Genomic DNA, 13,041 nt, shown 5'->3' with positions numbered 1-13,041 from the left:
TGAGGCTTGAACATGCACGATCTACAAGAACTGATCGATAACAACGCGCGCTGGGCCGATGCGATCAAGCAGCGCGATCCGGACTTCTTCGCCAAGCTCGCCCGCCAGCAGACCCCGGAGTTCCTCTGGATCGGCTGCTCGGATGCGCGGGTGCCGGCCAACGAGATCGTCGGCATGCTGCCGGGCGACCTGTTCGTGCACCGCAACGTGGCCAACGTGGTACTGCACACCGACCTCAACTGCCTGTCGGTGATCCAGTACGCGGTGGATGTGCTCAAGGTCCAACATATCCTGGTGACCGGCCACTACGGCTGCGGCGGCGTGCGCGCGGCCATGCAGGACCGCCAGCTGGGCCTGATCGATGGCTGGCTGCGCTCGATTCGCGACCTGTACTACGAAAAACGCGTGGAACTGGCGAAGCTGGCGACCGAGGAAGAGCGGGTCGACCGCTTGTGCGAGCTCAATGTCATCCAGCAGGTGGCCAATGTCGGTCACACCACCATCGTCCAGAACGCCTGGCACCGTGGCCAGAGCCTGTCGGTGCATGGCTGCATCTACGGCATCAAGGATGGCCGCTGGAAGAGCCTGAATGCGACCATCAGCGGCCTGGACCAGTTGCCGCCGCAGTACCGTCTGCGCCCGCAGGATTGACCTGCTTCCTGTAGGAGCGGGCTTGCCCCGCGATTGCGGTTTGTCAGTGGCATCACATCGCGGGGCAAGCCCGCTCCCACAGGTATGTTGCACCTGCAGTGGTGGGTCAGTTTTTCTGTAGCTGGCGCAGCGCTCGCGTCACCGCTGCGCTATTGCACTTGGCCCCGGCCTGCTCCGGCGTCATGTTGCGGATGCTGCGAAAATACAGCTCGCAGGACTGCTTCTTCGCCGTTACCTGCCATTTCTGCGTGCAGGCCGTGAGGGTCGCCCGGGCGTCGGCCATCGAGTTGCGGCCCATGCCCGCCTGCCAGCAGGCGGCGCTCAGGTCCTGGCCCATCATCTTCAGGCCGGCCTGGTCGGCCTTGTCCTGATCGCCGCCGTGGTTGTTCTTGTCGGCCGCATACCAGATCGCGCTCGGGTGATTGGCGCCCAGCACCGGCACCCGTTGCTCCGGCTGTGGGCTGATGCTGACCAGTCCTAAAACGTTGACCTTCGGACCGTACTGCTGCTGCACCCAGCTGCGTACCGGTGAGCCGAAGGCGACCATGGGCAGCGAGCCGCCGCTGGCGCTGCGGGTAACCTCCTGGACCATGCGCAGCTGGTATTCCCTGAAGTAGCCATAGACGCCTTCCAGGTCCTTGCCGGCGCTGGCCGGGGCGGCGATGGGGGCGATGTCGACGATGGTCTGGAAGGCCGGTGTCTGGTCGGCGGGCACGCCGTTGACGGTGAGCAGGCTCGCCCAGCGCTCGGTGGTGTTGGAGCGCAGGTAGTCCTGGGCCTGGGTCAGCGAGTAGTCCGGCGGAAAGTGCAGCAGCTCGATGCTGCGCCGGTTCTCCAGGGCCATCCCCAACGGCAGGAACAAACTCCAGTTGTACGCCCACTTGCCCTCGCGATTGAGCTGCCTGGCGCCCTGGAAGGCCAGCTCGCCGGCGTCGAGCAGGGCCTTGAGCGGCTCGCTGTAGCGGGCGGGCACGCCCTGGATCTCGGCATGCAGCTGGTCGTTGTCGCGGCTGACCCGCACCTTGGCGGCGGGGTAACCGTCACGTTGCACGCTCTGGCTCAGGTAGTGCTCGACAGTCTGTTCCAGGGTCCAGTCGCGGTAGCAGATGACGCCGCAGTTGTTGGGGTAGGCAAACAGCCGGGTCACGCGCGCCTGGCTGCCCAGCTTCAGCTGGGCGTCGGCCAGTGCCGTTGTACTGCAGGCCAGGGCGGCGAGGCCCAGGGTCCATCGAGCCAGGGTGTGCATGCTTAACTCCTTGTCAGTGCCTCCCCGCAGTCGGGAGGCTTGCCATACTGGAGGAGTTTCCCGGGGCGCGGGAAGGGGAGAGGGCTGATGAGGCTGTGGCGCGGGGCGGGAATCTGTGCAGGACTTTTGCTGACGCTGATGGGCAATGCCCAGGCGCAGGCCGAGGAGCGCGACCTGTATATGTTCGCCCAGTGGGCTGGCGACCATGAAACCCGGGCGTTTCGCGAGATGCTGGTGGGCGCGCGCCTGTACGGGATAGTGCCGATCCATCAGTTGCTGCGCTCGGCCAGTGACTGGAAGCTGTGTTCGGCGCAGCCTTTCGCCGTGGCGCCGGCATCGCAGTGGCCGGCGGTGCGATCGACCCTGCAGTTGCTCAAGACCCTGGGCGATCAGCGTGTGCTGCAACGTTATGAAGTGGTCTCGACCTATCGCGACCCGCGCCTGAACCGCTGCGCCGGCGGTGCCGTGGGCAGCGCCCATACCCGGGCCTTCGCGGTGGATGTGCTGCTGCCGGCCTGGGCCGATCCCAACCCCTTGTGCCGCTTCTGGCAGACCCAGGGCAAGGCCTGGAACATGGGCCTGGGGCGTTATCCAAGTGGGCGGATTCACATCGACACCGCAGGCTTTCGCACCTGGGGGGGCGATTTCAGTGCCGGGTCATCCTTCTGCGCTTTACCGGTGGTGGCAAAGCCTCAGAGCAAATGAGCCAGGCACGCCTGCGCTTGCTCGCTGACCCAGCGGGCGAAGCGCTGGCATTTGTCGTCGTCCTCGATCGGCCGGGTACAGAGCAGGTAGTAGGCCGAATTGTCCTGCACGAAACGGTGCGGCGCCCGTAGCTGGCCGATGTCGATTTCGTCCTGGACCATGAGGAAGGACGCCATCGCCACCCCCAGCCCGGCGACGGCGGCCTGGATGCACAGGTAGAAGTGTTCGTAGTCCGCGCGCGACGTGCCCTGGTCGGACTCCCCGCTCAGGCGCAGCCAGGTGTTCCAGGCGCTCGGGCGCGATGCGCTGTGCAGCAGGCGCTGGCCGGCCAGGCCCTCGTCGGCGAGTCTCAGCTGTGTGCTGCACACCGGGCCCACCCATTCGTCGCAGATTTTCAGGGCGTGCAGATCGGCCTCCCAGCGAAAGTCGTCACGGCGCAACGCCAGGTCGACGCCGCTGCGGGCAAAGTCGATGGGCCCACCGGCGGCCACCAGGTGCAGGTGAATGTCCGGATGGGCGGCATGGAAGGCCGGCAGGCGCGGAATCAGCCATTTCATGGCGATGGTCGGTTCGCATGAAAGCACCAGGACGTTTTCCCGTGTCTGCTGCTGCAAGCGGTACACCGTGCCTTCCAGTTGTTCGAATATCGACTGCGTGGTGCCGTGCAGGGCGCGGCCGGCGGCAGTGAGAAAGATTGCCCGGTTGCGTCGCTCGAACAGTTCCACCCCCAGCGATTCCTCCAGCAGGCGCACCTGGCGGCTGACCGCGCCATGGGTGACGTGCAGCAGTTCGGCGGCGCGCACGAAGCTCTGGGTCTGGGCGGCGACGTCGAAATAGCGGAAGGCGGAGAGGGCGGGGAGCTTCATATCTGTGAGAAAAACTAGCGGATTTCACTCACTATAAATCGCTTTTTGCCGCAAGCGCAGCTTTCGATAATGGCGAGGTACAGAGCTATCTGTTCATTTTCCTAGCAGATCGAGGAGCTTTTCGTGAACGAACTCATTGCCGTCGCCCTGTTTACCGTCCTGGCGGTGATCAGCCCCGGCGCCGACTTTGCCATGGTCACCCGCAGCAGTTATGCCTTTGGCCGGCGTGCCGGGTTGTCGGCCGCTGTGGGTATCGCCCTGGGTGTGCAGGTGCATGTGATGTACACCGTGCTGGGCATTGCCGTGGTCATTGCCCATACCCCGACACTGTTTCTGGCCATGAAGGTGCTGGGGGCGGGATACCTGGTCTACCTGGGCTACAAGTCGCTGACCAACACCGGGCGCATTGTCCTGGCGGGCGCTGGCAGCAGCCAGTCCGGTGGCTGGGGCGCGTTTCGCTCGGGCTTTCTGACCAATGCCCTGAATCCCAAGACCATGTTGTTCGTCGTCAGTGCCTACACCCAGGTGGTGCAGCCGGGCAGTTCCCTGGCCACCAGTCTCGGCTATGGCCTGTTCATGTCGCTGGCGCACTGGGTCTGGTTCAGCCTGGTGGCGGTGTTCTTCTCCAGTACCGCGCTGCGCCAGTTGATGCTCGAGCGCCAGCGCACGGTGGACAAAGTGATTGGCCTGGCGCTGCTGGGGCTGGGGGTGGCGGTGATGTTCAGCGGCGTGCGCTGAGCCTGGCCTGAATCGCAGGCAAAGAAAAAGGGCCTACCTTTCGGTAAGCCCTTTTTTGAACTTGGTGGCTACACAGGGACTTGAACCCCGGACCTAAGCATTATGAATGCTCCGCTCTAACCAACTGAGCTATGTAGCCAAGTGGCGCGCATTATTCGCTTGAAACGATGTTGTGTCAACACCTGATTTGAAAAATTTTTACGCACGATCAACCGCTTAGCGTTTTCAGGGCAGGCGCGGCACGTCGCTGACCGACAACTGGCCCGTGCGCCAGGCCAGCAGCCGTTCGGCGTCAACGTTCTCGACCGTCCCCAGGCCCTTGTCGCTGATGCGCAGGCGCTGGCCGGCGACGAGCTGGCGCTTGTCGCCATCGCTGCTCACCTCGACCCGGCCCTTGAGCAATACCACCTGATCCTGGTCGCGGCCACGGCTGACCGCAAAACGTGTGCCCAGCACCTGCACCTGGGCATCGCCGACCTCGACCACGAAAGGCCGGCCGTCGTGAATCACTTCCAGGAACACCTGGCCTTGTACCAGGCGTACCTTGCGCACTGCGCCCCGCAGGTCGACATCCACCGCACTGGCGCCGTCGAGCAGCAGTTTCGAACCGTCGGCCAGCTGGATTTGCCGACGTTCGCCGGAGTCGGTGGAAACATCGCTGCTCAGCCGTTGCAGCCAGGGTAACTGCAGTACCACCAGGCCGCTGATCAGCAACACGCCGGCCACCACCGCCCAGCCGGTCCAGGAGCGTGGGGCCGATCGACGTTCACTACGCTGGGCCCGGCGTGGCGGTCGTTCCAGTTGCTGCCAGAGCATTTCGACCTCGGCCAGGGTCCGGGCGTTGTCAGGATCCTGGCGCCAGCGCTCGAAGGCCTGCCGCTCAGCGCTGCCAAGGTCGCCTGCGCGCAGCCGGGTGAACCAGTCGAGGGCCTGTTGTTCGCGGTCGTCGGTGTCGAGCGGGTGGGGTAACGCAAGCGCTGGCTTCATGGCAGATCGGTCTTGTTTTCGGGGTTACGGCATCGTGAATGGCGAAGTTCAGGGATGCTAAAGCTATTGAGAATTATTAACAAGTACGTCATCGAAACGCTCGTCGAAAAGAATAGTGCGCTTGCTAACGAAATCGGGATAATTGGATCCCAATCACCTGATGGACGTTCTTGTCATGGCTGTGAGCAGTGTTTCATCCTCGTCACCCGCCAGCACCGCGACGGCCCAGAGCAGCCCGCTGGTCATGCGGATCATCGCTGCCTGTGCCCTGGCGCACCTGATCAATGACCTGATCCAGGCGGTGCTGCCGTCGATCTACCCGTTGCTCAAGGACAACTACGGGCTGACCTTCGCCCAGGTGGGGATGATTACCCTGACCTTCCAGATCACCGCCTCCTTGCTGCAACCCTGGGTGGGCTTCTACACCGATCGCAAGCCGATGCCGAACCTGCTGCCCCTCGGCACCCTGTGCACTCTGGTGGGGATCGTCATGCTGGCCTATGTCGGCAGCTTTCCGATGATTCTGCTGGCGGCCGCGCTGGTGGGCATCGGTTCGTCGACCTTCCACCCGGAAACCTCGCGTATCGCCCGGCTCGCCTCTGGGGGGCGCTTTGGCCTGGCGCAATCGACCTTCCAGGTCGGCGGTAATGCCGGCTCCGCGTTCGGCCCGTTGCTGGCGGCGGCGATCATCATTCCGTTCGGCCAGGGCAATGTCGCCTGGTTTGGTCTGTTCGCGGTGTGTGCGGTGCTGGTCACCTATGGCCTGAGCCGCTGGTACCGCGAGCATTTGAACCTGTTCAAGGCCAAGCAGGGCCAGCGCGCCACCCATGGCTTGTCCCGCAACCGGGTGATCGGCGCGCTGGTGGTGCTGGGGCTGCTGGTGTTCTCCAAGTATTTCTACATGTCCAGCCTGACCAGCTACTACACCTTCTACCTGATCGAGAAGTTCGACCTGTCGGTGGCAAGTTCCCAATTGCACCTGTTCCTGTTCCTCGGTGCGGTAGCGGCGGGGACCTTCTTCGGCGGGCCGATCGGTGACCGCATCGGGCGCAAGGCGGTGATCTGGTTCTCGATCCTCGGTGTTGCGCCGTTCACCCTGGCACTGCCCTATGCCGACCTGTTCTGGACCAGCGTGCTCAGCGTGATCATCGGCTTCATCCTGGCCTCGGCGTTCTCGGCCATCGTGGTCTATGCCCAGGAGCTGGTGCCGGGCAATGTCGGCATGATCGCCGGGATTTTCTTCGGCCTGATGTTCGGTTTTGGCGGCATCGGTGCGGCGCTGCTCGGCTACCTGGCCGACTTCAAGGGCATCGAATACGTCTACAGTCTGTGCTCGTACCTGCCGCTGTTCGGCCTGCTGGCGATCCTACTGCCGTCCACCGGCAAGCGTTGAGCGCTCAAGGACGGGCTATTGACGGGTGGCAAGGGTTCTCCTAGAGTGCCGCCCGTCCTTTCCTGCGTAGCCGACGAATGAATCGCTCCACTGCCATCCGCCCGTTCCACCAGCCGGTCATCCTGACCCGCTGCTGCGACTGGCCGAGCGATACCGTCCTCAAGCGTCGGCGCAGCGTGCTGTTCGCCTTTACCTTCTCGCCACCCGTACACGCCCACTGACGAGGCGGCCGCATGGCCTTGCCTTTGTACACCTGAATGTTTTCCTGGTCGTGTTAGCGCGGGCCCGGGCGATATCACGCCTGGGCCGGCGGATGGAGTGGTAATGAACAAGCGTTTTCTGGCGGGCCTGTTGTTCGCCGTGTCGGTGGTCGGTTTCAGCCTGGGGGCGAGCCTGCCGCTGGTGTCCCTGCGTCTGCTCGAAGCGGGGGCGAGCACCCTGCAGATCGGTATCCTTTCGGCCATTCCGGCGGCGGGCATGATGCTCTCGGCGTTCATGGTCGATGCCTGCTGCCGGCACCTGACCCGACGCACCATCTACCTGCTGTGCTTCGGCCTGTGCGCCTTGAGCATCGGCTTGCTCGAATGGGCCTTCTCCTCGATCTACCTGCTGGGCCTGTTGCGCCTGGGGCTGGGCATCGGCATGGGCATCGCGATTATCCTCGGCGAGTCCTGGGTCAATGAACTGAGCCCGGAGCATAACCGCGGCAAGATCATGGCCCTGTACGCCACGGCCTTCACCGGCTTTCAGATGCTCGGCCCGGCCATGCTGGCCCTGGTCGGCGCGCAGAGCGCGTGGGTGACCGGGGTGGTCACTGCCTGTTATGGACTGGCGCTGCTGTGCATCGTGCTGACGGTGCCCAATGATCATGTAGAGCATGGCGAAGAGGCTGAAAAGAGCTTCTCCCTGGCGGGCTTCTTCCGGGTGGCGCCGGCGTTGTGCATGGGTGTGCTGTTCTTCTCCTTCTTCGATGCGGTGATCCTCTCGCTGATGCCGGTGTATGCCTCCAGCCATGGCTTTGCCGTGGGCGTGGCGGCCTTGATGGTGACCGTGATCCTCACCGGCGACATGCTGTTCCAGCTGCCGTTGGGCTGGCTGGCGGACCGTAGCGAGCGGACGCTGGTGCACCTGGTCTGCGGCGTGGTGGCGATGCTGATCGGCATTGCCTTGCCTTGGCTGCTGCAGGTGCAGTGGCTGCTGTGGCCGGCGCTGGTGCTGTTGGGCGCGGTGGCCGGTGGGGTCTACACCCTGGCGCTGGTGCTGATCGGCCAGCAGTTCAAGGGCCAGGACCTGGTCACGGCCAATGCCAGCGTCGGCCTGCTGTGGGGTGTGGGCAGCCTGGTGGGGCCGCTGGTCAGCGGCGCGGCCATGGATGTCGCACCGCATGGCCTGCCCATGGCCCTGGCGATCATGGCAGCGCTGTTCGTCTGCTTTGCCCGCAATGCCAATCGCAAGGCGTATCGGCTCAGGGCGGTGGAGTAATCGCCAGGTGGGAGCGGGCTTGCCCCGCGATTGTGGTGCGTCAGCTACATCGCATCGCGGGGCAAGCCCGCTCCTACCGGTAATGACAAGACAAACACTGAATCGGGGTGTAGCTGTTTTCTGTCAGACGCTTCTGAATCATACTGCCCGCGCCGCTGTTCTGTTGCGCCCGCCCGGGTGCGTGCCTACCCTGCGCCTGTCGTTGCCAATTCAACGACCGGATGTCGCAGTCCGAGGCATAAGTCAGCACTCCATTTTCCTGACGCAGGTGATTACCTGCATCACGGGTCAATGGCGGTTGTGCGTGGGGCACCTTCGGGTGCGCCGGTTCCTATGCCCGGTCTGCGAACCCGCGTACAGCTGCCACCCATTCGTTTCGCAGCGAACGGTGGCCGCTCCCTCTGCATAGGAGTAGCCCGATGAAAAAGCCCGTTCCCGATCCGCCCAGCCTGCATCTTGTCGAAACGGTCGAAAGAGCGGTGGCGAGCTGTCCGGAGCACCCGGCGTTGTTCAGCGTCTGCGCCGGCGTCCGTGCCGAAGACGCGCTGGTGCATGCCTCGCTGTACCTCAGGTGCGCCAGTGCCGATATCGGCCAAGTGCTGCAGCACACCAGCGAAGTCGGTCGCAGTTTCGCCTGGTCCACCCAGCATTCGCTGGAGCTGGCGCGGGCGCTGATCGATGCGCTGCTCGACGGCATCGAGCTTCCAGTAGGAGCGGGCTTGCCCCGCGATGAGGTGGTGTGATCGATCGCAGTTGATGCATGTGATCGTACAACCAATTGCGCTATGATCCGGGTGAAGAATAATCAGGACAGATGTTCGCCATGAAAGACCAGAGCGCACTGCCACGCGCCCGCAGAAAGCCTCGCAGCCTGGCCCAGGAGCTGGTGACCATCCTCACCGAGCGCATTCGCGACGGCCACCTCAAACGCGGTGACAAACTGCCGACCGAGTCGGCGATCATGGAAGAGCAGGGGGTCAGCCGCACCGTGGTGCGTGAAGCCATTTCCCGCCTGCAGGCGGCCGGCCAGGTGGAAACCCGCCATGGCATCGGCACTTTCGTGCTCGACACGCCGAGCCCTAGTGGTTTTCGTATCGATCCGGCGACCATCGTCACCTTGCGTGAAGTGCTGGCGGTGCTGGAGCTGCGGATCAGCCTGGAGACCGAGTCGGCGGGCCTTGCGGCGGTGCGTCGTAGCCCGGAACAACTGGCGGCCATGCGTGAGGCGCTCGATGCCCTCAACGAAAGCGTGGCCCATGCCAGCGATGCGGTGGCCTCGGACTTCCAGTTCCACCTGCAGATCGCCATGGCCACCGGCAACCGCTACTTCACCGACATCATGACCCACCTGGGCACCAGCATCATTCCGCGCACCCGCCTGAACTCGGCGCGCCTGGCCCATGATGACCAGCAGCACTACATGAACCGGCTCAGCTATGAGCACGAAGCGATCTACGAGGCCATCGCCCGCCAGGACGCCGAAGGCGCCCGCGCGGCCATGCGCCTGCACCTGACCAACAGCCGCGAGCGGTTGCGCCTGGCCCATGAAGAGGCCGAGGCGCAGGGGCACAACGGCTGATAGCGGTGGTGATGCCATCGCCGGCTACGCCAGCTCCCACAGTAGGTCGGTGTGCACCAGACCTTGTGGGAGCCGGCGTAGCCGGCGATGGGCCGCAACGAAAAAGGTGTGGGGGTCAGGCAATCGGCGCAGCCGACCACTCACCATTGACCAGGCGCTTGAGGCCCAGCGGGTTGCTGTTGCGCAGCGCCTCGGGCAGCAAGGCCTCCGGGTAGTTCTGGTAGCACACCGGCCGCAGGAAACGGTCGATCGCCAGGGTGCCCACCGAGGTACCACGGGCATCGGAGGTGGCTGGATAAGGACCGCCGTGGACCATGGCGTCGCAGACTTCGACACCGGTCGGGTAGCCGTTGACCAGGATGCGCCCGACTTTCTGCTCCAGCAGCGGCACCAGCCACTGGTAGTCCTGCAGGTCGCCCGGCTCGCCGATCAGGGTCGCGGTCAACTGGCCGCGCAGGCCCTGAAGGGCCGCCTTGAGCTCGGCATCGTCACGGGCTTCGACGACGATGGTGGTCGGGCCGAATACTTCTTCCTGCAGCAGTTCATCACCCTTGAGCAGCAATTCGACATCGGCCTTGAACAACTGTGGCCGCGCCTGGTTGCCTTCCTGCGGCTGGCCGGCCAGGTGGCTGATCCCGGCGTGGGCGTGCAGGTGCTCCAGGCCTTTGCTGTAGCTGCGCAGGCCACCGGCATTGAGCATGGTCTGCGGCGCCTGGGCAGTCATCTGCTCCTGCAGTTGGGCCTGGAAGGCGCTGAAGGCCGGCGAGCTGACGCCCAGCACCAGGCCCGGGTTGGTGCAGAACTGACCGCAGCCCATGACCACCGAGGCCGCCAGTTCGCGGGCCACGGTTTCACCACGGCCGGCCAGTGCCTGTGGCAACAGGATGACCGGGTTGATACTCGACATCTCGGCAAACACCGGGATTGGCTGTGGACGTTCGGCAGCCATCTTGCACAGGGCATTGCCACCGCTGAGGGAGCCGGTGAAACCCACCGCCTGGATCGCCGGGTGCTTGACCAGCCACTCACCGACACCGGCACCGAAGATCATGTTGAACACGCCCTTGGGCATGTCGGTGCGCTCGGCGGCGCGGATGATGGCGCAGCCGACCAGGTCGGCGGTGGCCATGTGGCCGCTGTGAGCCTTGAACACTACCGGGCAGCCGGCGGCCAATGCGGCAGCGGTATCACCGCCGGCGGTGGAGAAGGCCAGCGGGAAGTTGCTGGCGCCGAACACTGCGACCGGGCCAACGCCGATGCGCATCTGGCGCAGGTCGACCCGTGGCAGTGGCTTGCGCTCGGGCAGCGCCAGGTCGATGCGGGCGCCGAGGAAGTCGCCACGCTGCAGCACCTGGGCGAACAGGCGCATCTGGCCACTGGTGCGCGCCCGCTCACCTTGGATACGGGCAGCGGGCAGGGCGGTTTCCTGGCAGACGATGGCGACGAAGTCATCGCTCAGGGCGTCCAGTTCGTCGGCGATGGCCAGGAGGAATTCGCCACGGCGCTGTGGGCTCAGTTGGCGGAAGGCGGGGAAGGCGGCTTCGGCGGCCCGGGCGGCGCTGTTCACTTCGCCTTCGGTGGCCTGGACGAAGGTGAAGGGCAGGGCTTCGCCACTGGTGGCGTCGATGCTTTTCAGCTGTTGTGTACCCGCCGCGCTGCGCGCACCAGCGATGAAGTTATGACCGAGAACGGTGGACATGGGGATCTCCTGGTTCGGTGATTGAGGTTTGATGACGGACATCGTATGAGATGGATGTGAGCACTGTGGGAGCGGGCTTGCCCCGCGATAGATCGCATCGCGGGGCAAGCCCGCTCCCACAGAGAGGATGAGTCGTTCAGGTGATAGGGGCGGGGTTGAACAGGGTGATGTCGTTGTGCAGCTTGTAGCGTTCGGCCCAGGTCTGTTTGCGTCCGCTGGCCACGTCCAGGTAGTAGTGGAACAGCTCCCAGCCCAGCTCTTCGATGGTGGCGCGGCCGGTGGCGATGCGCCCGGCGTCGATGTCGATCAAGTCGGGCCAGCGTTCGGCCAGTTCAGTGCGGGTCGACACCTTGACCACCGGTACCATGGCCAGGCCATACGGCGTGCCGCGCCCGGTGGTGAACACATGCAGGTTCATGCCGGCGGCCAGTTGCAGGGTGCCACAGACGAAGTCGCTGGCCGGTGTGGCGCAGAACACCAGGCCTTTGCCGGATACGCGCTCACCCGGGCCGAGCACGCCGTTGATGGCGCTGCTGCCGGATTTGACGATCGAGCCCAGGCTCTTCTCGACGATGTTTGAGAGCCCGCCTTTCTTGTTGCCCGGTGTGGTGTTGGCGCTGCGGTCGGCTTCGCCGCGTTGCAGGTACTGGTCGTACCAATCCATCTCGCGCACCAGCGCGGCGGCGACTTCCGGCGTTTCGGCGCGGGAGGTCAGCATGTAGATGGCATCGCGCACTTCGGTGACTTCCGAGAACATCACCGTGGCCCCGGCGCGGATCAGCAGGTCGGAGGCGTAGCCCAGCGCCGGGTTGGCGGTGATGCCGGAGAACGCGTCGCTGCCACCGCACTGCATGCCCAGGATCAGCTCCGAGGCCGGTACGGTTTCGCGGCGGCGCTGGTCGAGTTTCTTCAGCCGTACTTCAGCCAGTTCCATGATCTGCTCGACCATTTCGCCGAAGCCGTGGCTAGCGTCCTGCAGGCGGTACAGCCAGGGTTCGCTGAGGTCGACCGAGGCGTCGTCCTCGTGCATGACCTGCCCGGCCTGCAGCTTCTCGCAGCCCAGGCTGATGACCAGGGCTTCGCCGCCCAGGTTGGGGTTGCGGGCGAGGTTGCGCACCGTGCGGATCGGGATGTAGGCGTCGCGGGCGTTGATCGCCACGCCGCAGCCGTAGCTGTGGGTCAGGGCGATCACGTCGTCGACGTGCGGGTACTTGGGCAGCAGTTCCTCGCGGATGCGTTTGACCGCGTGATCGAGCACGCCAGTGACACACTGCACGGTGGTGGTGATCCCGAGGATGTTGCGTGTGCCCACCGTGCCGTCGGCATTGCGGTAGCCCTCGAAGGTGTAGCCTTCAAGCGCTGGCAGGGCGGCGGGCACGGTATCGGCCATCGGCAGGCTGTCCAGCGCCGGTGCCGAGGGCATCGCCAGTTGGGTCTCCCGGACCCAGCTGCCCTGGGGCAGGTCCTGCAGCGCGTAACCGATGACCTGGCCATAGCGCACCACCGGCTCGCCCTTGGCAATGTTCACCAGGGCCACCTTGTGGCTTTGCGGAATGCCTTCGATCACCGTCAGTCCATCGGTGAAACGGCTACCTTCTGCGACACCCTGATCATTCACCACGACAACGACGTTGTCCTGTTCATGCAGACGTACGTAGCGGGGTGAGTCGGCGTGTTCGATCATGTGCATCGGTT

At 64.6% G+C, this 13,041-nt stretch carries 13 protein-coding genes and 1 tRNA gene; 8 read left to right on the top strand and 6 right to left on the bottom strand.

What is annotated here, in order from left to right:
- The first annotated feature begins 12 nt into the window (after nucleotides 1-12).
- Nucleotides 13-651, top strand: coding sequence for a carbonate dehydratase (gene can / locus M2D63_RS07055; protein ID WP_285862116.1), 639 nt, complete (start codon nucleotides 13-15; stop codon nucleotides 649-651).
- Nucleotides 652-757: 106 nt separating this feature from the next.
- On the opposite strand, the gene M2D63_RS07050 is transcribed toward can, so the two are convergent.
- Nucleotides 758-1,897, bottom strand: a complete 1,140-nt coding sequence (locus M2D63_RS07050; protein WP_285862115.1) for a hypothetical protein — start codon at nucleotides 1,895-1,897, stop codon at nucleotides 758-760.
- Nucleotides 1,898-1,984: 87 nt separating this feature from the next.
- On the opposite strand from M2D63_RS07050, the gene M2D63_RS07045 reads away from it, so the two are divergent.
- Nucleotides 1,985-2,602 carry a D-Ala-D-Ala carboxypeptidase family metallohydrolase gene (locus M2D63_RS07045; RefSeq protein ID WP_405309296.1) on the top strand — a complete coding sequence of 206 codons (618 nt, stop codon included), beginning with the start codon at nucleotides 1,985-1,987 and terminating at the stop codon, nucleotides 2,600-2,602.
- On the opposite strand, the gene M2D63_RS07040 is transcribed toward M2D63_RS07045, so the two are convergent.
- Nucleotides 2,590-3,468, bottom strand: a complete 879-nt coding sequence (locus M2D63_RS07040; RefSeq protein WP_285862113.1) for a LysR substrate-binding domain-containing protein — start codon at nucleotides 3,466-3,468, stop codon at nucleotides 2,590-2,592. The genes M2D63_RS07045 and M2D63_RS07040 overlap by 13 nt on opposite strands.
- Before the next feature lie 123 nt (nucleotides 3,469-3,591).
- Here M2D63_RS07040 and M2D63_RS07035 point away from each other — a divergent pair, with 123 nt between their 5' ends.
- Nucleotides 3,592-4,206: a LysE family translocator gene (locus M2D63_RS07035; protein WP_285862112.1), complete on the top strand. Its 615-nt coding sequence runs from the start codon at nucleotides 3,592-3,594 to the stop codon at nucleotides 4,204-4,206.
- Nucleotides 4,207-4,268: 62 nt separating this feature from the next.
- On the opposite strand, the gene M2D63_RS07030 is transcribed toward M2D63_RS07035, so the two are convergent.
- Both M2D63_RS07030 and M2D63_RS07025 read right to left on the bottom strand, forming a co-directional pair.
- Nucleotides 4,269-4,345, bottom strand: a tRNA-Met gene (locus tag M2D63_RS07030).
- 86 nt (nucleotides 4,346-4,431) lie between these two features.
- Nucleotides 4,432-5,193 carry a FecR domain-containing protein gene (locus M2D63_RS07025; protein ID WP_285862111.1) on the bottom strand — a complete coding sequence of 254 codons (762 nt, stop codon included), beginning with the start codon at nucleotides 5,191-5,193 and terminating at the stop codon, nucleotides 4,432-4,434.
- 175 nt (nucleotides 5,194-5,368) lie between these two features.
- On the opposite strand from M2D63_RS07025, the gene M2D63_RS07020 reads away from it, so the two are divergent.
- The 5 genes from M2D63_RS07020 (at nucleotide 5,369) to M2D63_RS07000 (ending at nucleotide 9,647) form a co-directional block, all read left to right on the top strand.
- Nucleotides 5,369-6,586 carry an MFS transporter gene (locus M2D63_RS07020; RefSeq protein WP_285862109.1) on the top strand — a complete coding sequence of 406 codons (1,218 nt, stop codon included), beginning with the start codon at nucleotides 5,369-5,371 and terminating at the stop codon, nucleotides 6,584-6,586.
- A gap of 77 nt (nucleotides 6,587-6,663) precedes the next feature.
- The gene (locus M2D63_RS07015) at nucleotides 6,664-6,807 is read left to right on the top strand and encodes a hypothetical protein (protein WP_285862108.1); all 144 of its coding nucleotides are present in this window, start codon (nucleotides 6,664-6,666) and stop codon (nucleotides 6,805-6,807) included.
- Nucleotides 6,808-6,910: 103 nt separating this feature from the next.
- Nucleotides 6,911-8,068 carry an MFS transporter gene (locus M2D63_RS07010; RefSeq protein WP_285862106.1) on the top strand — a complete coding sequence of 386 codons (1,158 nt, stop codon included), beginning with the start codon at nucleotides 6,911-6,913 and terminating at the stop codon, nucleotides 8,066-8,068.
- A 419-nt stretch (nucleotides 8,069-8,487) separates the two neighbouring features.
- Entirely contained in the window at nucleotides 8,488-8,811 is a 324-nt protein-coding gene (locus M2D63_RS07005) for a hypothetical protein (RefSeq protein ID WP_285862105.1), read from the top strand.
- 80 nt (nucleotides 8,812-8,891) lie between these two features.
- Nucleotides 8,892-9,647, top strand: a complete 756-nt coding sequence (locus tag M2D63_RS07000; protein ID WP_285862104.1) for a FadR/GntR family transcriptional regulator — start codon at nucleotides 8,892-8,894, stop codon at nucleotides 9,645-9,647.
- A 115-nt stretch (nucleotides 9,648-9,762) separates the two neighbouring features.
- On the opposite strand, the gene M2D63_RS06995 is transcribed toward M2D63_RS07000, so the two are convergent.
- The gene (locus tag M2D63_RS06995) at nucleotides 9,763-11,346 is read right to left on the bottom strand and encodes an aldehyde dehydrogenase (NADP(+)) (protein ID WP_285862103.1); all 1,584 of its coding nucleotides are present in this window, start codon (nucleotides 11,344-11,346) and stop codon (nucleotides 9,763-9,765) included.
- Nucleotides 11,347-11,482: 136 nt separating this feature from the next.
- Nucleotides 11,483-13,036, bottom strand: a complete 1,554-nt coding sequence (garD, locus tag M2D63_RS06990) for a galactarate dehydratase (RefSeq protein WP_285862102.1) — start codon at nucleotides 13,034-13,036, stop codon at nucleotides 11,483-11,485.
- Nucleotides 13,037-13,041 lie beyond the last annotated feature (5 nt).

Source organism: Pseudomonas sp. BJa5 (genome assembly GCF_030272875.2).
In the GTDB taxonomy this organism is placed as follows: Bacteria; Pseudomonadota; Gammaproteobacteria; order Pseudomonadales; family Pseudomonadaceae; genus Aquipseudomonas.
The sequence above is the reverse complement of the archived record's forward strand: the minus strand, read 5'-3'. Positions and strand labels throughout refer to the sequence as shown.